General features: G+C 72.7%; 17 protein-coding genes. 15 read left to right on the top strand and 2 right to left on the bottom strand.

The window, feature by feature from the left end:
- Window positions 1-6 precede the first annotated feature (6 nt).
- Window positions 7-1,437: a PhoX family protein gene (locus IEY91_RS07415; protein ID WP_229696767.1), complete on the top strand. Its 1,431-nt coding sequence runs from the start codon at window positions 7-9 to the stop codon at window positions 1,435-1,437.
- Window positions 1,438-1,455: 18 nt separating this feature from the next.
- Here IEY91_RS07415 and IEY91_RS07410 read toward each other — a convergent pair whose 3' ends face one another.
- Window positions 1,456-2,670 carry a methyltransferase gene (locus IEY91_RS07410; protein WP_189173300.1) on the bottom strand — a complete coding sequence of 405 codons (1,215 nt, stop codon included), beginning with the start codon at window positions 2,668-2,670 and terminating at the stop codon, window positions 1,456-1,458.
- A gap of 367 nt (window positions 2,671-3,037) precedes the next feature.
- Here IEY91_RS07410 and IEY91_RS07405 point away from each other — a divergent pair, with 367 nt between their 5' ends.
- The 14 genes from IEY91_RS07405 (at window position 3,038) to IEY91_RS07340 (ending at window position 17,890) form a co-directional block, all read left to right on the top strand.
- Window positions 3,038-3,937: a polysaccharide deacetylase family protein gene (locus tag IEY91_RS07405; RefSeq protein ID WP_373287901.1), complete on the top strand. Its 900-nt coding sequence runs from the start codon at window positions 3,038-3,040 to the stop codon at window positions 3,935-3,937.
- 10 nt (window positions 3,938-3,947) lie between these two features.
- A complete protein-coding gene (locus IEY91_RS07400) occupies window positions 3,948-4,145 on the top strand; it encodes a hypothetical protein (RefSeq protein ID WP_164319347.1) in 198 nt (65 codons plus the stop codon).
- A 236-nt stretch (window positions 4,146-4,381) separates the two neighbouring features.
- Window positions 4,382-5,182 carry an aminoacyl-tRNA hydrolase gene (locus tag IEY91_RS07395; RefSeq protein ID WP_189173299.1) on the top strand — a complete coding sequence of 267 codons (801 nt, stop codon included), beginning with the start codon at window positions 4,382-4,384 and terminating at the stop codon, window positions 5,180-5,182.
- A gap of 208 nt (window positions 5,183-5,390) precedes the next feature.
- Entirely contained in the window at window positions 5,391-6,074 is a 684-nt protein-coding gene (locus IEY91_RS07390) for an HAD family hydrolase (protein ID WP_189173298.1), read from the top strand.
- A 201-nt stretch (window positions 6,075-6,275) separates the two neighbouring features.
- Complete coding sequence (locus IEY91_RS07385) at window positions 6,276-7,313, top strand: monodechloroaminopyrrolnitrin synthase PrnB family protein (protein WP_189173297.1); 1,038 nt, start codon at window positions 6,276-6,278, stop codon at window positions 7,311-7,313.
- 10 nt (window positions 7,314-7,323) lie between these two features.
- Entirely contained in the window at window positions 7,324-8,397 is a 1,074-nt protein-coding gene (locus tag IEY91_RS07380; protein WP_164319355.1) for a GHMP family kinase ATP-binding protein, read from the top strand.
- Window positions 8,394-9,119: a class I SAM-dependent methyltransferase gene (locus tag IEY91_RS07375; RefSeq protein WP_189173296.1), complete on the top strand. Its 726-nt coding sequence runs from the start codon at window positions 8,394-8,396 to the stop codon at window positions 9,117-9,119. Before IEY91_RS07380 ends, IEY91_RS07375 begins: the two co-directional genes overlap by 4 nt.
- On the top strand, window positions 9,112-11,589 hold the full coding sequence (locus IEY91_RS07370) for a pyridoxal phosphate-dependent decarboxylase family protein (RefSeq protein ID WP_189173295.1): 2,478 nt from the start codon (window positions 9,112-9,114) through the stop codon (window positions 11,587-11,589). Before IEY91_RS07375 ends, IEY91_RS07370 begins: the two co-directional genes overlap by 8 nt.
- Window positions 11,586-13,163, top strand: a complete 1,578-nt coding sequence (locus tag IEY91_RS07365) for a glycosyltransferase family 2 protein (RefSeq protein WP_189173294.1) — start codon at window positions 11,586-11,588, stop codon at window positions 13,161-13,163. Before IEY91_RS07370 ends, IEY91_RS07365 begins: the two co-directional genes overlap by 4 nt.
- A 68-nt stretch (window positions 13,164-13,231) precedes the next feature.
- Window positions 13,232-14,401: a hypothetical protein gene (locus tag IEY91_RS07360; RefSeq protein WP_189173293.1), complete on the top strand. Its 1,170-nt coding sequence runs from the start codon at window positions 13,232-13,234 to the stop codon at window positions 14,399-14,401.
- Window positions 14,398-15,423, top strand: coding sequence for an ABC transporter ATP-binding protein (locus IEY91_RS07355; protein ID WP_229696766.1), 1,026 nt, complete (start codon window positions 14,398-14,400; stop codon window positions 15,421-15,423). Before IEY91_RS07360 ends, IEY91_RS07355 begins: the two co-directional genes overlap by 4 nt.
- Window positions 15,420-16,292: an ABC transporter permease gene (locus IEY91_RS07350; RefSeq protein WP_189173292.1), complete on the top strand. Its 873-nt coding sequence runs from the start codon at window positions 15,420-15,422 to the stop codon at window positions 16,290-16,292. The genes IEY91_RS07355 and IEY91_RS07350 overlap by 4 nt, the downstream gene beginning before the upstream one ends.
- A 13-nt stretch (window positions 16,293-16,305) precedes the next feature.
- Window positions 16,306-17,178 carry an ABC transporter permease gene (locus IEY91_RS07345; protein ID WP_189173291.1) on the top strand — a complete coding sequence of 291 codons (873 nt, stop codon included), beginning with the start codon at window positions 16,306-16,308 and terminating at the stop codon, window positions 17,176-17,178.
- Window positions 17,179-17,197: 19 nt separating this feature from the next.
- Window positions 17,198-17,890 (top strand): DJ-1/PfpI family protein, encoded by a 693-nt coding sequence (locus IEY91_RS07340; RefSeq protein WP_229696765.1) that lies wholly within the window; start codon window positions 17,198-17,200, stop codon window positions 17,888-17,890.
- Here IEY91_RS07340 and IEY91_RS07335 read toward each other — a convergent pair.
- Window positions 17,838-18,340 (bottom strand): hypothetical protein (locus IEY91_RS07335; RefSeq protein ID WP_189173290.1); only part of this gene is annotated, 503 nt, incomplete at its 5' end. The genes IEY91_RS07340 and IEY91_RS07335 overlap by 53 nt on opposite strands.

Raw genomic sequence — 18,340 nt, 5'->3', positions numbered from 1 at the left:
TGCCCCATGTCAGACACAGAGCTGTCCGAGACAGAGCTGCCCGAGACAGTGCGGTCCGGCGCCGAGCCGTCCGCGACGACCAGACGCCAAGTACTCGCCCGCACCGGAGCGTTGGGGGCGTCGATCGCCTTCACCGGCGCCCTGTCGGAACTCTTCGCGGGCACCGCGACCGCGGCCACCCAGGGCCGCACGGGCTACGGCCCGCTCGTGCCCGACCCCGACGGTCTGCTCGACCTGCCGAAAGGATTCCGCTACCAGGTCCTCTCCCGCGAGGGCGAGCCGCTGCGCTCGGGCGAGGGCAAGGTCCCGAGCAACCACGACGGGATGGCCGCGTTCCGTGGCCGACGGGGCGGAGTCCATCTCGTACGCAACCACGAGAACCGCGCCACCGCGAAGCTGGGCGTGCCCACCGTCAAGGGCCTGACGTACGACCCGGCGGCGAAGGGCGGCTGTACGGCGCTCGCGCTCGACCGGCACGGCCGGGTGGTCGACGAGCGCGTCGCGATCGCCGGCACGGCCGTCAACTGCGCGGGCGGCCCGACCCCTTGGGGCACCTGGCTGACCTGCGAGGAGACCGAGGACAAGGCCGGTACGAGCGGGTACACGAAGGACCACGGCTTCATCTTCGAGGTCGACCCGGTGGATCCGCGGCGCACGGGAGCCGTGCCGCTGACCGCCATGGGCCGCTTCCAGCACGAGGCGGTCGCGGTCGACCCGTGGCGCGGGGTGGTCTACGAGACCGAGGACGCCTTCCAGAAACCCTTCGGCCTGTTCTACCGCTTCCTGCCGAACAAGCCGGAGGGCGGCCGGGGTTCACTGCGCGCGGGCGGCCGCCTCCAGGCGATGCGGGTGCCCGGCGTGCCGGACCTGTCGGCGATCCAGGAGACCGGCGCCACCTTCGACGGCATCGAGTGGGCCGACGTGCCCGACCCGCTGGCCGCCCAGACCCCCATCCGCCACCAGGACTTCGGCCCGAAGGGCATCACCCACGCGCAGAAGCTGGAGGGCTGCTACTGGGGCGGCCGGTGCGTGTACTTCGTCTCCAGCTTCGCGCACAGCGCGGAGGGCTCGGCCGCCGACCACTTCGGCCAGGTCTGGCGCTACGACCCCGCGCGCCGCCGCCTCACCCTCGTGATCGTCTTCGGCCCCGACACCGACATCCAGCTCCCGGGCGAGTCCCCGGACAACATCTGCCTCGCGCCGAGCGGCGGCCTGATGGTGTGCGAGGACGGCGGTGGTACGCAGCATGTGTACGGCGTGACGCGGGGCGGCAAGGTGTACGCGATGGCACGCAACGCCCAGAACCTCGGCACCCCTGAGGAACCCGAGTGGGGTGAATTCGCGGGCGTCGCCTTCTCCCCCGACCACGACACGATGTACGTGAACTGCTACACGCCGGGGACGACGTTCGCCGTGACGGGGCCCTGGCGCAGGTAGCGGCCCTGCCCTGTGGGCTCAGGTGGCCGGGGCGAGCCGCCACAGGGAGGTGACCTCGGCGGCGCGGGCGGCGTGCAGGGGGTCGGTGGTGTCGCTCGCGCGGGGGTGGACGGGCTTGGCGTCGAGGCGGTCGACGACGCGCAGCCCCGCCGCGTCGAAGGCGCCGACGAGCTCGTCCCGGGTCCGCAGGCCGAGGTGTTCGGCGAGGTCGGAGAGGATCAGCCAGCCCTCGCCGCCCGGTTCCAGATGGGCGGCGAGCCCGTCGAGGAAGGCGAGGAGCATCGCGCTTCCGGGGTCGTAGACGCCCTGTTCGACGGCGGAGGTGGGCTTGGCCGGGAGCCAGGGCGGGTTGCACACGACGAGTGCGGCCCGCCCTTCCGGGTACAGAGCACCGCTGTCGACGACCTCGACGGGCTCGCCGATTCCCAGCCGCTCGACGTTGTCCCGGGCGCACGCGAGCGCGCGGGGGCTGCTGTCGGTGGCGACGATCCGGTCGAGGCCGCGGTGGGCGAGGACGGCGGCGAGTACGCCCGTTCCGGTGCCGAGGTCGAAGGCGGTGGCCTCGGGACGCTGGGCGGCGGCGGGCAGCGTGGCGGCGGCGACGAGGTCGACGTACTCGCCCCTGACCGGCGAGAACACCCCGTAGTGCGGGTGGATGTGGCCGCCGATCGCCGGGATCGGCACGCCCTTCTTGCGCCACTCGTGGGCGCCGATCACGCCGAGGAGTTCACGCAGCGACACGACGGTACGCCGCCGGGGCGGGCCGTAGGCCTCCGTGCAGGCCGCCCGGACGTCCGGGGCGCGGCGCAGCGCGAGGCCGTGGTCGTCCTCGAGCACGACGAGCAGCATCCCGAGCACACGGGCGCGGTGGCCGCGGGCCTGGCGGTGCCGGTGGAAGGTCTCGGCGGGGGTGGCCCCCGGCTTCGGCGCGAGCCGGTCGAGCCGACGGCCCAGGGCGCGCAGCAGTTGGCGGGCGCCCTGGTAGTCGCCGCGCCACAGCAGCGCGGTGCCTTCGCAGACCAGGCGGTAGGCGACGTCGGCCTTCGTCCGGTCGTCGGCGACGGTGACGCGGCGGGGGGCGGGGATGCCGCTTTCGGAGTGCCAGTGGGCGGTGAAGGTGAGGGGTTCCGGGGCGGTGCCGGAGTCGACGGGGCCGCCGTCACGGCCGTTGCCGTCGCCTCCGCCCGGCCGGGGCTTCGTCCGGACGGCCTCGGTCCAGGTGATGTCGGACATCGGCGGCTGGTCAACTCCTCGTGGGCGCGGGTTCGGGCCCCGGGGCCATGGAGCGACCGGGAAGCGCTTCAGGACGATTACACAGCCGCTGCCCCCTGGCAAACCCGGACTTCCCGCCCCCCGGGGGCTCCACCCCCGGACCCCCGTATCGGCGCTCCGCGCCTCGTCCTCAAACGCCGGACGGGCTATGTCTCCCACCCGCCCTTTTAGCCCGTCCGGCGTTTGAGGACGAGGCCGTCCAGGCCGACAGCGGGGGTCCAGGGGGCGGCAGCCCCCTGGTTACGGGAAAGGGGCGGGACTGGGGCGCCCCGCGAGGGTCCCGCCCCGCCTACCCCGCCCACCCCATTTATACGGTTATCGTCACGAAGTGATCACTCGCAGCCGCATGTGGACCACCCTCGCCACCCTCGCCACAGCCACCACCCTCCCCCTCACAGCCTGCTCCGCCCCCCAAACCCCAACACTCCACCCACCGGCAGCCCCAGCCACCCCGCCCAAGAAGCACACCCCGCCCACCCTGGCCCCCGGCCCCCAGGGCCAGACCCCGGTCTTCAAGAGCGCCCCCCGCACCAGGGGAACCGCCAAGGCCCCACGCACAGTGGCCCTCACCTTCGACGCCGACATGACGGCAGACCAGGGCCCCCGAGCCGCCGCGGGCGAACACTTCGACAACCCCGCCCTGGTGAACACCCTGCGCCGCCTGAAGGTCCCGTCGACGTTCTTCATGACGGGCCGCTGGGCGGAGGAGTACCCGGCCCAGGCCAGGGCCATCGGCGCCGACCCCCTCTTCGAGGTGGCGAACCACTCGTACAGCCACTACGCGTTCACGAGGGACTGCTACGGCCTGCCCACCGTCCCCGCACACGCGATGCGCACGGACGTGGACCGCGCCTTCGCGGCCTTCCGCAAGGCGGGCGTCAAGCGTCCGCTCCCCTACTTCCGCTTCCCGGGCGGCTGCTACGACCAGCGGGCACTGCGCGCACTCGCCCCGGCCGGTGTGACAGCGGTGCAGTGGGACGTGGTGGGCGGGGACGCGTTCGCGACGGACCCCGGGGCGGTGGCGCGGCAGGTGCTTGACGGGGTACGGCCGGGCTCGGTGGTCGTCCTGCACTGCACCCGCAGCGCGGCCCCGGCGACGGAACGGGCGGTACGGACGATCGTCCCGAAGCTGCGCGAGCGCGGCTTCCGCTTCGTACGCGTCTCGGAACAGATCGCCGCGGCACGCACGCCGCAGTCCACGCGGCCGGCAGGAGCGACCCAGAACTAGGCTGGCGCACATGGCCGACGACGACTACTGCGCCAACGATCGCGCCCCGGGCCCACCGTCCGGCGGCCCCCAGCCGACGGACGGCCCGCCCTTCGCGGAGTGCGTCCTGTGCCGCAAGCCGACGGAGTACCCGGAATCGCACAAGGGCATCACCCTGTGCCCGGTCTGCGAGTGGCAAGAGGCACAACGCACGGCGTGCTCGGGCTGAACCACGACACCCCAGCCCGGCGCGGCCGCCCTCAACCCCGCCGCGAGCACACCCCGCACGAAACCCCCACCGCCACCACCGCGGCGTACCGCCGTCCGACCCCGTCGAGCCGCACCACGTACTCACTGTCCCCGCGCAGGCGCATGTGTCTCGTCCTCGCGCACCGCGCCAGGGGCCCCACGCAGCACGGTCCCACCGCCCTCAGGGCCGGCTCGTCCCCCTGGCAAACTGGACGGGTGACCAGCAACGAGCTCCGCCCGGAGACCACCCCGGACACCTCCGGCACCCAAGACACTCCGGACGCCCAGGACACCCCGCAGGACGGGCAGAGCGCCTCCCAGCCGCACCCCTTCCGTCCCGACCGCACCTCCCGCGACGAGGCCCCGCAGTTCGTGCTGCCCCTGGTGGCCCGGATCGAGCGCGCGGCGCCGCCGGCCCGTACGGACGCGCTGGAGACGGCCGCCCGCGCGGTCCTCGCGATCCTGAGTGACGAGCGGGCGCTCGGTGAGGGCGAGTGGGCGCAGGCGATGCGGGACTGGCAGGACGCGCGCATCCGCAAGGTGGTGCGCAGGGCGCGGGGTGCGGAGTGGCGGCGCGCGGAGGCGCTGCCGGGCATCACGGTGGCGGGCAAGTCGGCCGAGGTCCGTGTCTATCCGCCGGTCCCGCTGGACGGGTGGCCCAAGGACCTGGCTCGCCTCCAGGTCTCGGGCACGGATCTTGACGACCCGGAGCCCCCGCTGGACCCGGACCCGTCCGCGCCGGTCCTCTGGCTGAACCCCGGCGTCACGATGTCGGCGGGCAAGGCGATGGCCCAGGCGGGCCACGGCGCCCAACTCGCCTGGTGGGAGCTGTCCGACGCGGACCGCGCGGCCTGGCGCGACGCCGGTTTCCCCCTGTCCGTCCGCACCGCCCCCGAGTCCCGCTGGCCCGAACTGACCGCGAGCGGACTGCCGTTGGTCAGGGACGCGGGCTTCACGGAGATCGCCCCGGGCTCGTGCACGGTGGTCGCCGACCATCCGGCGCTGCGGCGGGCCTGAGCCCCGTAGCGTCTCCACAGCCCCGCCGCGGCTCGACCGCGGGTCGCGGCTCGACCGCGGGTCGCGTCTCCCTATCACCGGCCCGGAATCACAATCAAGGTCTTGAAGGGCATGCCCTTCCGGGTTACGTTTTCCTGGTCCAGACCAACGGGGGGTCGGGAATGGTGTCCTTTTTGGGGTGCGATTCCGGAATAGGGGAGGGCGTCGCATGAGCGCGATCGGCTGCAGAGCGGAACACTCGCCGTCGCAGCGGCTCATCATTCTCGATTTCGACGGCGTCCTTCTCGACACCGAACGTGTCGCCATCGAAGCGTGGGAATCCGTGCTCGATGAGGCAGGCGTCGATCTGCCGGACGGGATACCCGCACACGCCGACGGGACGCTGGCGCGCGACTCCATGGACGAGGCGCTCATCTCCGCCCTTGGCCAGGAGACGGCGCGCGAGCTCTGGGACAGGTTCGAGCGCGAGAACCAGCGGCGCGCGGACGAGGAGCCGCTTCCGCCGGCCGCGCGGTCCTTCCTGGGCCACTGCCTCGACAAGGGGCACCGGCTCGCCGTCGCCTCCAGCAACTCGCACATCTGGGTGACGGGCCACCTGGACCGGCTCGGCATCAGTTCGCACTTCACCTCGGTCACCTGCGCCGATGACACCCTTCCGCCGAAGCCCGCCCCGGACGTCTATCTCGCCGCCCTGCGGCACGACGGGTCTCCGCGCGGCGGGTGTCCGCCCCACCAGGCGCTGGCCGTCGAGGACTCCTTCGCCGGCCTCGCCTCCGCGCACACCGCGGGCGTTCCCGCCGCCTGGGTCACCTCCCAGCCCGCCGGAACGCGCCCTCCCGTGCCCGTGAGCCATCGCGTTCACGCGCTCGACGAGCTGAATTCCGCACTCTGAACCTCGCCTGAATTTCGCCCGATTTTCCCGACCTTCTCTGCTTTTCACTCACCTTCTCTGACGCTCTTTTACGTTCCCGTATCTGACGCGTCTTGACGTCTCGACGCCTTGGCGTCCCGACGTTCCCAAGACCGCCACTCCGGCACATCAGAGGTCATTTCCTTGAATCTCGCCACCGACATGAGATCTCTGGACCAACGCGTGAGCGAACTCGATCCGCTGCGGTTCTCAGAGCACATCGATGAAGTACCAGGGCTCAACGAGGACGCGGACATGGGCGGCCTGGAGCGCCTTGCGCGTGCGCTCCTCGACCGCGTGCCCGAAGCCGTCACCGACGAGGAAACGGCCAGTGCCGCCCTGCGCGACCTGGGCTTCGTCCTGGCCTCGATCGAGCGGCACGGCATGGACCACCGGTCCCTGCCCGGCGCGGAGGAGACGCTGCTCAAGCTCGGCGGCCTCGTCGACGAAGTGCCGCGTGACAGCGTCTACACGTACGCCCTGCGCAATCCCGGGAACGCGCTGCGGACCTTCACCGGCATCCCCCAGGAGGTCCTGTTCATCGAGGAGGTCCGCAGGGCGGGCATCGCCCTGCGGCCGGCCGTCGACCACCTCATGGCCGCGCTGCCGCTCCCCGCGCGCGACCCCCTCCTCGTGGAGCATCTGGCCGCCGCCACCGAGGCGTTCAAGGTGTTCGCGGACGCCCTGCTCACGGTGAAGCGGAACATCACGCCGGAGGTCTTCTCCACGCGGATGCGGCCCTACTTCCCGCCGATGACGGTGGGCGGCACCGTGCTGTACGCGCCGGGCGGCGCCCAGATGACGCCACTGCTCGTCGACATGGCGGTCCTCAGGCCGGAGCCCGGCGACCCCAGACAGAAGTGGTACGAGCAGTACCTCGACGAGAACCTGCTCTACCTGCCCGCGGCCTACCGCGCGGCGGGCGACACCATCCTCACGTACCGCCCCCTGCTGCCCCGCCTCCTGGACGAGGCCACGGGCGACGCCACGGCGCCCGTACTGGCCCAACTGCGGCTGCTGATGCGAGAGATCCTGCACTTCAGGCTGCCGCACCTGCAGCTCGCCCGCGCCAACATGCGCATACGCCCCGACGGCTCCCTCGGCAGCGGCGGCTACACCACCGACTCCCTCGACCACCTGGTCGAGCTGACCACCGAGCGGCACCAGCGGCTTTCCGACGCCTTCGCGGCCGCGCCGCCCCTCGACCACGCCACGGCATAAGGCGGAAGAGATGTTCACGTCCTTCGCACCGGGAACCATCCACCACCCGCTGACCGCACCGCTCGGCCCCCTCAAGCCCGCGGACGAGACAGCGATCCGCTATCCCACCCGCCTGAACGCCATGGCGCTCCAGCCGGGCGCCATCGCGGGCGACAACAACCTGATCTACGACGCGGGCGAACTGGTCTTCTCCGTCGCGCGGTTCCACCGTGTACGGCTGCGCAGGCTCGCCCCCGGCGAGGGGCTCTCGCTCGACCCGGCCGTCGCGCGGCCCGCGCTCGTCGAGCACGCCGCCCGCATCATGTGCGCCGCTCTCGGCGTCGGCTGCGACCTGTACGTGAGCGTGGACAGCGACCCGCTGCCCGTGCACGCGGGCTTCGGCTCCAGCAGCAGCCTGATCGCCGCGGTCGCCACCGCCGTCAACCACCTCCACGGCAACCCCGTGGACCGCGCGGACCTGCTGCCCTTCCTCACCAGCAACCACGGCGAGGAACACACCGAGGGCAGCGACCGGCTCATGCCCGTGCAGTGCATCGGCGGTTCCGCCGCCTCGGGCCTCTACCCCGGCGGCGTGCAGGTCGTCGCGGGCCGCAGCACCGTCGTCCTCACCGCTTCCGTACCGGAAGGTCTTTCGCTGGTCATCGGCGTGCCCACCGCGCTGCGAGAGCGGTCGACGGACGAGCTGATGGCCGCCGAGATCGACCAGTTCGACCGCTTCCGCGCGACCGGCGAGCGCTGGGCGCCCACCATCGCCTTCCGGATGCTCCACGAGGCCATGCCCGCCGCGCTGCGCGGCGACCTCGGCCCGCTGGGAGACCTCGTCTTCGACTACCGCTTCCGCATGGGAAGCATCGAGAACTGCTCCTTCTCCCACCCCGGACTCACCGAACTCGCCACGCGACTGGAGCCGTTGAAGACCGACGGCACGGCGACCGTCCTCGCCCTGTCGTCCGTCGGCCCGGCGTTCTTCGCGCTCACCGCCGACCCCGACACGTGCGAGTCCTTCTTCGCGGAGCACGGCATGCGCGTCATCCGGGCCCTCCCGCACAACGGCACCTACGAAGAGATCGAGCCCACCCGATGACTCTCCCCGCCACCGCGACCGAGCGCGCCGCCGCGTACTGGAACGCCCCGGAGACGGTACGCGACTTCGCCGCCCTCACCGCCCAGCCCTACCTCGTCGAGATCCTCTCCCGGTACGCCGATGACCTCACGGGACCCGCCCTCGACCTCGGCTGCGGCGGCGGGCGCAACACCGTCGCCCTCCTCGAACACGGCTGCGCCGTCGTCGCCGTGGACCTGCACGAGGCCATGGTCGAGGCGACCCGCGCCGCCACCGCCCGCTTCCCCGAAGGCCGGGTCACGGTCCGGCGGGGCGCGGCCCACGCCATCCCCGCCGACGACGACACCTTCGCCCTCGCCGTCTGCTACGGCGTGCTCCACAACGCTCCCACTCCCCAGCAATTCGCGGCCTGCATACGGGAGTTGGCGCGCGTACTGCGCCCCGGTGCCGTACTCGCCCTCAACACCTTCACCTCCGACTCCCTCGACCCGCAGTTGCGCCCCGGGGAGACGGCCGGCCAGTACGTGCTGCCCGACGGCGTTCCGATGACGCTGCTGCCCGCCGAGGAGGTCCTGGCGGGGCTGGCCACCGTGGGGCTGCGGCCCGAGGGTGCCGTGCACACGTACGTACGCGATCTCGACGTCGGTCCGCGTGCGGTGCTCCGCTGCGAGCTGCGCCGCGACGCGGGCGGCGGCAGGGGCGAGGGCACGGGCGGCAGCGGGGGTGTGAACCGGGATGCCTGATCTGCACGACGGGTCGACCGAGTGCGACCCGTTCCCCGAAACCGCGCTGCCCACCGACGAGTTGGCCGCCGTCCTGGCCGACCGGCTCGCCGAGGTGCCCGAGTGGCGGTCCGCGAAGGACCCGGTGCGGCTCGGCTTCGCGATGAGCGAGCCGCACCCCCTCGCCCTGCACGCCGCCGGCATGTTCGCGGCCCGCAACCCCAACAACGTCGGCGTGCACACCCGCTTCGGCGACGGCGTGCGCGGCACCCGCCGGCTCGAGCGGGAGGCGGTCCTCGCCCTGGGCGGCCTGATGCGCGCCGACTCCGCCGACGGCTATCTGACCAGCGGCGCCAACGAAGGGACGCTCGCCGGTCTGCGCGTGGGCCGCAACGCCCTGCGGGCCGCGGGCTGCCGCCGGGTGCTCGTCATCGCCTCCGCCCTCACCCACCACTCCGTCGCCAAGGCCGCCGAGATCCTGGACCTGGGCTTCAAGGCCCTTCCCGCCAAGCCCAGTTGGGTCCTCGAACCGGCCGCCCTGGAAGAGGCCTTCGACGCCCTTGAGGCCGACGGCGAGGACACCGGCGTCATCGTCGTCTCCACGGCGGGCTACTACAACACGGGCCTCACCGACCCGGTCGACCGGATCAGCGCGCTCCTGGGCCGCCGCACCGACGCGCCGTCCCGGCTGCGGTTCTTCCACCACGTCGACGCCGCGCACGGCGGCATGATCCTGCCGTTCACCGCGCCGGACATCCCCTTCGACTTCCGCAACCGCTTCGTCCACTCGATGGTCCTCGACCCCCACAAGTCGGGTCTGATGCCCTACAGCTGCGGGGTGTTCCTCTGCCGCAAGGGCCTGCTCGGGCACGGGGCGATCTCCGCTCCCATGTCCGGCTTCGTGGACGAGACGGTCACCGGCTCCCGCTCGGGCGCCACCGCCGCCGCGCTGTGGTCCCTGGTCTTCGGGCTCGCCGCCGAGGGCTACCGCGAGACGTTCCGCGGCTGTCTCGACCTCAGGGGGCGCCTCGGCGACGTCATCCTGGCGGCGGACCCGGACGCGGTGCTCCTGCCCTCGCCCGGGAACACCGTCCTCGTCGTGGGCTTCTCCACGGAGGGCGGGCACCTCCCCGGCGCGCTCAGGGAGCACTACCGGCTCGTCGGCAACGCCCTGCCCTGGACGGACGCCCAGGGGCGCGTGACGGACCGTCTCTTCCACCACTTCTACGTGATGCCGCACATGACGGTGAGTCATGTCGACGGGTTCGGGGCCGATCTGGCGGCCGCCCTCGCCGCGCCCGTCGGTCCAGAGGGGCGTCCCGCGCCCGTCACGGAAGCCGAGCGCGCCACGACCGAGCCGCCCGTGCCCGCCGAGCTGAAGCACCTGCGCGGCACCAGCGCCTGCCTGCGCCATCTCGTCGTGCACCCGCCCCAGCGCCGGGACCCGGACGACTACCCGCACGCCTACTCCTTCCACACCTTCCGCAACCGCGCCGAACTCGGCGAGCAACTGCGGGTGGAGACCTGGCCGCCGTCCACCGACACCGAGGCGCAAGGTGGCGGCGAACTGCTCGTCTACGCACCGGACTTCGACGCACCCTTCGCCAACGAGCTGTTCGGCGTCCTGTCGCCGCGCAAGTTCTCGCTGGAGGTCCTGGACCGCAACCAGCAGAAGCTGTCCCTGGTCGGCGCCGCCCACCTGTCCGTCTTCGAGGACGCCGATGAGCGCCCGCACACCCCCGTCCTGCTCGCCAACTTCCACGGCGACGGCGGCTTCCGCTCCGCCGAGTACAAGTGGGGGGACCGCTGGCACGCCGACGAGCTCCAGGTGTTCGAGGACTCCCTGGTCGTCAAGGTCGGCAAGGACGCCCGCAGCATCCGCCGCACCGGCGACGACTACTCCTTCTCCATCGACACCTCGCTGGAGCTCAGGGTCACGCTGACCGACGGCGACGCCCCGCCGCGCCTGGAGCGGGTGGCGCAGCACACCGACCCCGCGCTGCCGCGCCGCCGCCACCTGCTGCGCGGCCAGTACCAGCGCTTCCCCAACCGGTTCTTCGACGTCATCGTGTCGCTCACCGTCGGGCGCGGCTTCACCGGCACGGTCGGCACGGACGACCTCCTCGCCGAGGCACTCCAAGGCGGCCCGCTGCTCGCGCGCTCCGCGGACCTCGGCCTCGCGCGGGTGCTGCCGCGGTTCGCGGAGGGGCGGCTGGTCACCGGCCTCGAAGAGGTGCGGGGCGAAGGCTCGTACGAGATGTCCGTCGACCTCGGCCTGGGTGCCCGCCTGCGCCGGGAGCTGGAGGGCATCGACGTCACCGAACCCGAGAACCTCGAACCCCGGGACGTGGTCGCCTGGGCCGAGCGCCTCCACCCCGTCGCCCGTCGGCTGCAACTCGCGGCCGTCGACCGCGACGGCGTCCGGCACCCGCACTGGCCCACCGGGGCGAGCGGCGGCAAGGCGTCCGCGGTGAGGGGCAGCACGGCATGAACACCCTCGCAACAGCCGTACTGTGGACCGTACTTGGCTGGGGAGTCCTCCTCACCGGCCGGGCCGTCGTCACCGCACGCGCGCTCCAGGCCGCACGCCGCACCCCCGTCCCCGCGCCGGGCGAGGGCGCGCCGCACGTCGCCCTGCTCATTCCGGCGCTGCGGGAACAGGACCTCCTGTCCGAGGTGGTGGGCGCGGTGGCCCGCCTCGACTATCCGTCCGAGCTGCTGCACATCGTCGTGATCACCACCGAGCGCGAGGAGCGCGACCGGCGGGATCACCTCGCCGAACTCCCGGACCTGGAGCGGCTCCTGCGCGCGGCACCGGACGACGCGACCGCCGGGGCGCACCTGTCCGGCATCGTGCCGTCCTCCCGCGCCCGCGACGTGGCGGCCCGGGTGCGGACCGCCACGGAGCCGTCGCGGGTGCTGCGCGACGAGATCACCGCCACCCCCACCACCCGGGACGTGGCCTCGGCACTGCTTCCCGACATCGCCGCCCGTCATCCCAAGACCGCCTTGCACCACCTGCACTATGACGAGCCGTCAGGCGCGAAGAGCAGTCAACTGGTGTACGCGGTCGAGCGACTCGGCGACCTGCTGCCCCGGGACGCCGTCCCGTCCCGCACCTACGTCGGCGTCTACGACGCGGACTCCCAGCCGGACCGCACCACGCTGCGCCATCTCGCCCACGAGACCGACAAGGCCCACCGCGCGGGACACGCCCCGCCCACCCTCGTACAGCAACTGCCGCTCCAACTGCGCCGCCCGCACGCCGCCCGCCCCGGCGTAGCCGACCTGGTGCTGCGCGCCCACGCCGTGGCCGACCTGCGCCGCCGCATGGGCGTCGAGGCGCACCGGCTGCGGGCCAGGGCCCGGCTGCGCGCGCTGCGGCTGCCCGACGGGCTGCGCACGGCCCTGGCCCCGGTCGTCTACGGCATCGGCGCGGGCCTGTTCGTCCGCCACGACAAACTGGTGTTGATCGGCATGTACGAGGAGCCGGTCGACGACCTCCTCGTCGGCTACAAACTGTCGGCCGCCGGAGAGAGCGCCGTGGTGCTTCCGGTCCACAACCTCGTGGACCGCTACGCCCGGGTCGGTGCGCTCGCGAAGGCGTACAGCCTCGTCGCCCTCGGCAGTGTGGCGGGCTGTCTGCGGCTGCTCCGTGATCCCGCGCTGCGCGCCTACGGGCCGCGCAACACCGTGACGCTCGTCAAGGAGGGTCTGGACACCGTGTGGTGGTTCCTGGGGCCGCCCTGCGTGGCCGCCGCCGTCGCCGTGCTGACCGTGAACGGCGCCCACCGGCCGCTCCTGACGTGGGCCGTCGCGGCCGCCGCGTATATGGTCCTGCATGCCCTGATCAGCATGAGTCTCGCCACCCGCTTCCTGGAACGCCACGAAGGCGCCCGCGCGCGGGCCGAACCACCGGTCGGCGGCGGGGCGCCCGGACTGCTGCTGCCCCTGATGCTCCTGCAACCGGTGCTGCACTGGCTCGGCCCTCTGCGCCTCGCCACCGCCCGCGCCCTCGGCCCGCTCGCCCGGCGCCCGCTCGCCATGGGCAAGACGGAACGCTGACCCCGGCCCACCCCCGACCGACCACCGACCCCGCTCAACACCCGTACGACGCAAAGGATCTCCCCACCGTGAACTCCCCCGCCGCCGCCCCCGAGCACCACGCCCAGGGCACCGACACCCCAGAGATCCGCCTGTCGACCGTGGTGATGGCCCACCCGCGGCGCGCGGACGCCGCCCGCGCACTGTGCGCACGCCACCCCGAGCTGGACGCCCGCCTGATCACCGACCCCGACCCGGACGGGCCGCCCTCCGCGCTGCGCACCGCCCGGCTCGCCTGGCAGTCGGTCGCCCCCGGCGCCACCCACCACCTCGTGCTCCAGGACGACGCGATCCTCGCCCCCGACTTCGCCGCGCGCGTACGGGACTTGATCGCCGCCCGGCCCGCCGCGTCCCTGAGCCTGTTCACGGAGTGGGGCTCGCGCACCGCCAACGCCGTGCGCGTCGCCGCCCTGCGCGGCCACGCCTGGGCGCCCGTCGTCGACGACTACCTGCCCTCGGTCGCCCTCGTGCTCCCCGCCGAACTCGCCCTCGGCTTCGAGGAGTACGCCACCGCCAAGACGGCCCAGGAGGACACCGACGACGTGGCGCTCCTCGGCTACCTCGCCGCCGCCGGAACGGAGACCGTCGTGCCGGTCGCGGGCCTCGTCGACCACGCCAACCCCGCGAGCCTCGTCGGCAACGACGTGATGGGGCCGCGCAGCGCCGCCTGCTTCCCCACCACGGCCCCCGCTCTCCCGCAGGGCCCGCAGGAGCTCGTCCGTCTGGACACCGTTCCGTACTTCTGCTGGTGGGAACAGCTCGCCGTCGCCTACGTGCGCGACGCCTCGGCCCCCGACGGCTGGCGGCGCGTCCCGGCCGAGGACGCCCTCCTGGAGCGCGGCATCCCCCGCGCACGCGTCGTCGAGGCGTTGCGCGAGGCGCTGGACCGGTTGCCGCACCGTGGCTTCGTACACGACCGGGTCAGCGACGTGCTGCTCACCGAGATCTGGACGACTGCCTACGCCCTGGGCGTGGTGACCCACGAGAGCGGCGGTGCGCCCGACTTCGCCGCCCCCCTGGCCCCCGCCGCGCTCGCCACGCTCGCGCCCGGCGCGCTGCGCCGCGTGGTGCCCGCGGGATGGCTCGCGGGCGTGGGCGAACTGCTCGCGCCGCTGGTGGCGGACGGCGTGGCGCGGGGCGCGGAGGCGAGCGCGGGCACGGACGCGAACACGGGCTCGGGCACGGAAGCGGGCGCGTGAGCGCGCCGCCCCCGGCCATCCGCGTCGACCGCGTCACCAAGACCTTCCGCAGCTGGGAAAGCACCGAGGGCCGCTCCTGGAAGCGGCCCTTCCAGCGGCGGCGGGCGCGGCGCACGGCGGCGCTCAGCGAGGTCGGCATGACCGTCGAGACGGGCGAGTTCATCGGGCTGCTCGGCCAGAACGGCGCGGGCAAGTCCACGCTCATCAAGGTCATGACCGGCCTGCTGCTCCCGGAGTCGGGCACCGCCCGCCTCTACGGCCTGGACCCCTACGCCGACCGCGAGCGCAACGCGCACACCATGGGCGTCACCTTCGGTCAGCGCACCCAGCTGTGGTGGGACCTGCCCGCGCACGACTCCTTCACGATCCTGCGCGACATCTACGGCCTGCCCGAGGCGGAGTTCCGCGCCACGCTCACCGAGCTGAACGACGTCCTTGCCCTGTCGTCCTTCTGGGACACGCCCGTGCGCTTCCTCTCGCTCGGCCAGCGGGTGCGCTGCGATCTGGCGGCGGCTCTCCTGCACCGGCCCCCACTGCTGTTCCTCGACGAGCCGACCATCGGCCTCGACGTCCTCGTCAAGGACCAAGTACGCACCCTGCTCGGCGACTTGGCGCGCACCGGCGACCACACGATCGTGCTCACCACCCACGACATGGCGGAGGTGGAGGCCCTGTGCCGGCGCCTCGTCGTCATCGACGCGGGCCGTGTCGTCTTCGACGGCGAGCGCGGCGAACTCGCCGGGGCGGCGCACCACCGGCGCACCGTCGTGGTGGAGTTCGAGACGCCGCCCGGACCGCTGAGCCTGCGCACCGCCGAGGTCGTGTCCGCCGACGGCACGACCGTCCATCTGCGCCCGCACCCCGGTGCCGAACAGCGCCAGGTCACCGACGAGTTGCTGTCCGCACACTCCGTACGCTCCGTGGTCTTCGACGGCACGAAGGTCGAGGACGTCCTGCGCACCCTGTACGCGCGCCGCCCGGAGACCGCCGCCGCGGCGGCCCCCACGGGAGGCCCGGCATGACCGCTCCGGGGCCCGAGTCCTTGGGAATGCAGGCGTCGGCGGGAGATCGGGCGACGGCGGGACGTCGGCGATCGCGCGCCCACCGCCTCGCGGCGCTGGTGCCGCGTACGGAGTGGGCGTACCGCCCGCGCATCGCGGCGACCGCGTTCATCATCGTCACCCAGGTCTTCCTCTATGTCCTGCTGTGGCGCGCCCTGTACGGCGAGGGCGATGACACGGTCGCGGGCATGGACGTCACCCAGGCCGTGACGTACTCCGTCCTCGCCACCCTCATGGGCACCGGCCGCGTCATCATGGAAGGCGCGTCCCAGGAGACCGCGCAGAGCAAGATCCGGGACGGATCCGTGGTGTTCTGGTTCACCCGGCCCGTCTCCGCCCGCCGCTACTGCGCCTGGCGGGGTCTCGGCGAGAGCCTGTACGCCACGACCTGGCTGCTCTCGGGCCTGGCCATCGGCCTGGCGACCGGCCTGGTCGCCGCGCCGCCCTCGGCCGCCGCAGCGTCGGTCGCCACTCTCTCGTACGCGCTGGGCCAGGGCGTCTTCTACCACCTGGCGCTCCTGGTGGACCTGACGAGTTTCTGGACCATCACCAGCTTCGGCATCAACCGTCTCGCGGCGTTCGCGCAGACGCTGCTCTCCGGCGCGCTGATCCCTCTGTGGTTCTTCCCCTCGTGGTTCACCGCCGTCTCCGGCCATCTGCCGTTCTCCGCGACCGTGCATGTGCCCGTCTCCCTCTACACGGGCCGCATCGCGGCCGCCGACGCCTGGCCCCAGCTGCTCGAACAGGCCGTGTGGTGCCTCCTGTTGGCCGCCGTCGGCCGCCTCGTGTGGCGTCGCGCGGCGCGCCGCCTCCTCGTCCTGGGTGGTTGATCCGATGTCTCCGATGTCTGCGATGCCCCCTTCCCCGCGCTCCGGCCACGTCAAGCCGCTGGTGCCGGAGTCGCCCGTGCGCCGCCCCGTGGGCCGTATGCGGCTCGCCGCGGTCATCCTGCGCGCCGGTGTTCGCAGCCAGTTGGCCAACCGCGCGGACTTCGCCATGGCCATCGCCAACGGAGTCACCTACCAGGTGACGGTGCTCCTGTTCGCCACGGTCATCTTCGGCCGCTTCCCCTCCCTGGCCGGCTGGGGAGTGGGCGAGGTCCTGCTCATCAACAGCATCCGCATGCTGGGCCACGGCCTGTACATGCTCTTCTTCGGCAACCTCGGACTGCTCCCCCATCTCTTGCGGGACGGACGCTTCGACGCCTTCCGCACCCGCCCGGCCCCCGTGCTGCTCCAGGTCTTCACGTACGAGGCTCCGGTGAACGCCGTCGGCGACCTCGTCGTCGCGTGCGCGTCGCTCAGCGTGTGCCTGTCCCTCCTCGACGTCGAGTGGACCGTGGGCATGGTGGCGTTCCTGCTGGCGGCCGTCGTCGGCGCCCTGGTGATCGAGCTGGGCCTGAACCTGCACATCGCGGCGCTCGTCCTGCGCTTCCGGGGCAGCGAGTCCCTGTTCTTCTGGCTGGACAGCGTGTCGGGCACCTTCGGCAACTACCCGCTGGGCCTGTTCCCCTGGGTGCTGCAGGGTGCCTTCACCTTCGTCCTCCCCATCGCCTTCGCGGGCTTCTACCCCGCGGCATGGCTCACGGGCCACGCCGACACGGCGCCCTTCTCCGCGGCCCTGGCCTTCGCCTTCCCCGCCGTCGCGGCGGCCCTGCTGTGGTCGGGGCTCGCGTGGTGGCGGCGCGGGGTGGCGTTCTACGCACGCAACAACTGACGGAAGGCACATCCAAGTGGTGGCTACTCCGCGGCGCACGGACATCGTGATCCCGCTCTTCGACCACTTCGAACCGCTCGACGCGATCGGGCCGTACGAGATCCTCGCGTACGTGCCCGGCGCCACCGTACGGTTCGTCACGGCCGAACCTGGCCTCGTCCAGGACGTGTTGGGCTCCCTGCCCGTGCACGTCCCGACCGGGTACGCCGAGGTGGAGCAGTGCGACGTCCTCCTGATCCCGGGCGGTGGCAGCTTCAAGGCCATGGTGGACGACGCCGATTTCCTCGGCTGGGTGCGCCGGACGCACGCCGGCACCCGCTTCACCACCTCGGTCTGCACCGGTTCCCTGGTGCTCGGCGCGGCCGGCCTCCTCGACGGCCTGACCGCCACCACCCACTGGGACGCGGCCGCCGACCTGGAGTCGTACGGCGCCGTCTACACCCCCGAGCGGGTGGTCCGGCAGGGCAGGGTGATCACCTCGGCCGGGGTCTCCTCCGGCATCGACATGGCAGTCCGCCTTGCCGCCCTGCTCACCGACGACGTGACGGCGCAGGCCATCCAGCTCTACACCGAATACGACCCACAACCACCCTTCGACACCGGCTCGGTGGCCAAGGCCCCGCCCGAGGTGCTCGAACGGGCCCGCGCTCTGAGCCCGCCTACTTCACCTTCCCCGCGAAGATCGCCGGCTCCGCCTCGAAGTCCGGGGTGACCTCGATCTGCACGTACGTCTGCGACTTGGGCAGTTCGCAGGCGAGGGTGGCCGTAATGGAGCGGCCGGGGCGCAGATGGGTCTGGGGCCGGCCGTCGAGGCCGTACTCGCTGTCGAAGATCTCCTCGCCGCCCCTGCCCTCGTCGCCGTACTGACAGAGGACCGACAGTTCGCTCACGTCGATGACCTTGGGCGTGCTGTTCTTGAGCTTCAGGGTGAACTTCACGTACAGGGTCTTCTCCGGGGAGGCGTACGCGCCCGAGACGCCGCGGGAGAAGGCGGCGAGGGACACCTGGTTCTTGTTCTCGTAGACGGCGGTGCCGGTGAGGCCGAGGGTGTCGTCGTCGGGCTCGGGGGCCGACTCGGGCTCGGACTCGGCCTCCGGCTCCGCCGAAGGGGAGGCGTCCGAGTCCGCGGGGGCCGCGCCGGCCGTCACGGTCTCGGTGACCG

The sequence above is a fragment of the Streptomyces lasiicapitis genome (assembly GCF_014646335.1).
Taxonomy (GTDB): domain Bacteria; phylum Actinomycetota; class Actinomycetes; order Streptomycetales; family Streptomycetaceae; genus Streptomyces; species Streptomyces lasiicapitis.
Note: the sequence above shows the minus strand (reverse complement) of the source record. Positions and strands in the feature narration are given on the sequence as shown.

Coding starts and splice junctions, on each gene's coding strand:
- IEY91_RS07380 (WP_164319355.1), top strand. CDS start 7,324: ATGTTCACGTCCTTCGCACCGGGAACCATCCACCACCCGCTGACCGCA.
- IEY91_RS07400 (WP_164319347.1), top strand. CDS start 3,948: ATGGCCGACGACGACTACTGCGCCAACGATCGCGCCCCGGGCCCACCG.
- IEY91_RS07350 (WP_189173292.1), top strand. CDS start 15,420: ATGACCGCTCCGGGGCCCGAGTCCTTGGGAATGCAGGCGTCGGCGGGA.
- IEY91_RS07365 (WP_189173294.1), top strand. CDS start 11,586: ATGAACACCCTCGCAACAGCCGTACTGTGGACCGTACTTGGCTGGGGA.
- IEY91_RS07410 (WP_189173300.1), bottom strand. CDS start 2,670: ATGTCCGACATCACCTGGACCGAGGCCGTCCGGACGAAGCCCCGGCCG.
- IEY91_RS07345 (WP_189173291.1), top strand. CDS start 16,306: ATGTCTGCGATGCCCCCTTCCCCGCGCTCCGGCCACGTCAAGCCGCTG.
- IEY91_RS07390 (WP_189173298.1), top strand. CDS start 5,391: ATGAGCGCGATCGGCTGCAGAGCGGAACACTCGCCGTCGCAGCGGCTC.
- IEY91_RS07415 (WP_229696767.1), top strand. CDS start 7: ATGTCAGACACAGAGCTGTCCGAGACAGAGCTGCCCGAGACAGTGCGG.
- IEY91_RS07375 (WP_189173296.1), top strand. CDS start 8,394: ATGACTCTCCCCGCCACCGCGACCGAGCGCGCCGCCGCGTACTGGAAC.
- IEY91_RS07370 (WP_189173295.1), top strand. CDS start 9,112: ATGCCTGATCTGCACGACGGGTCGACCGAGTGCGACCCGTTCCCCGAA.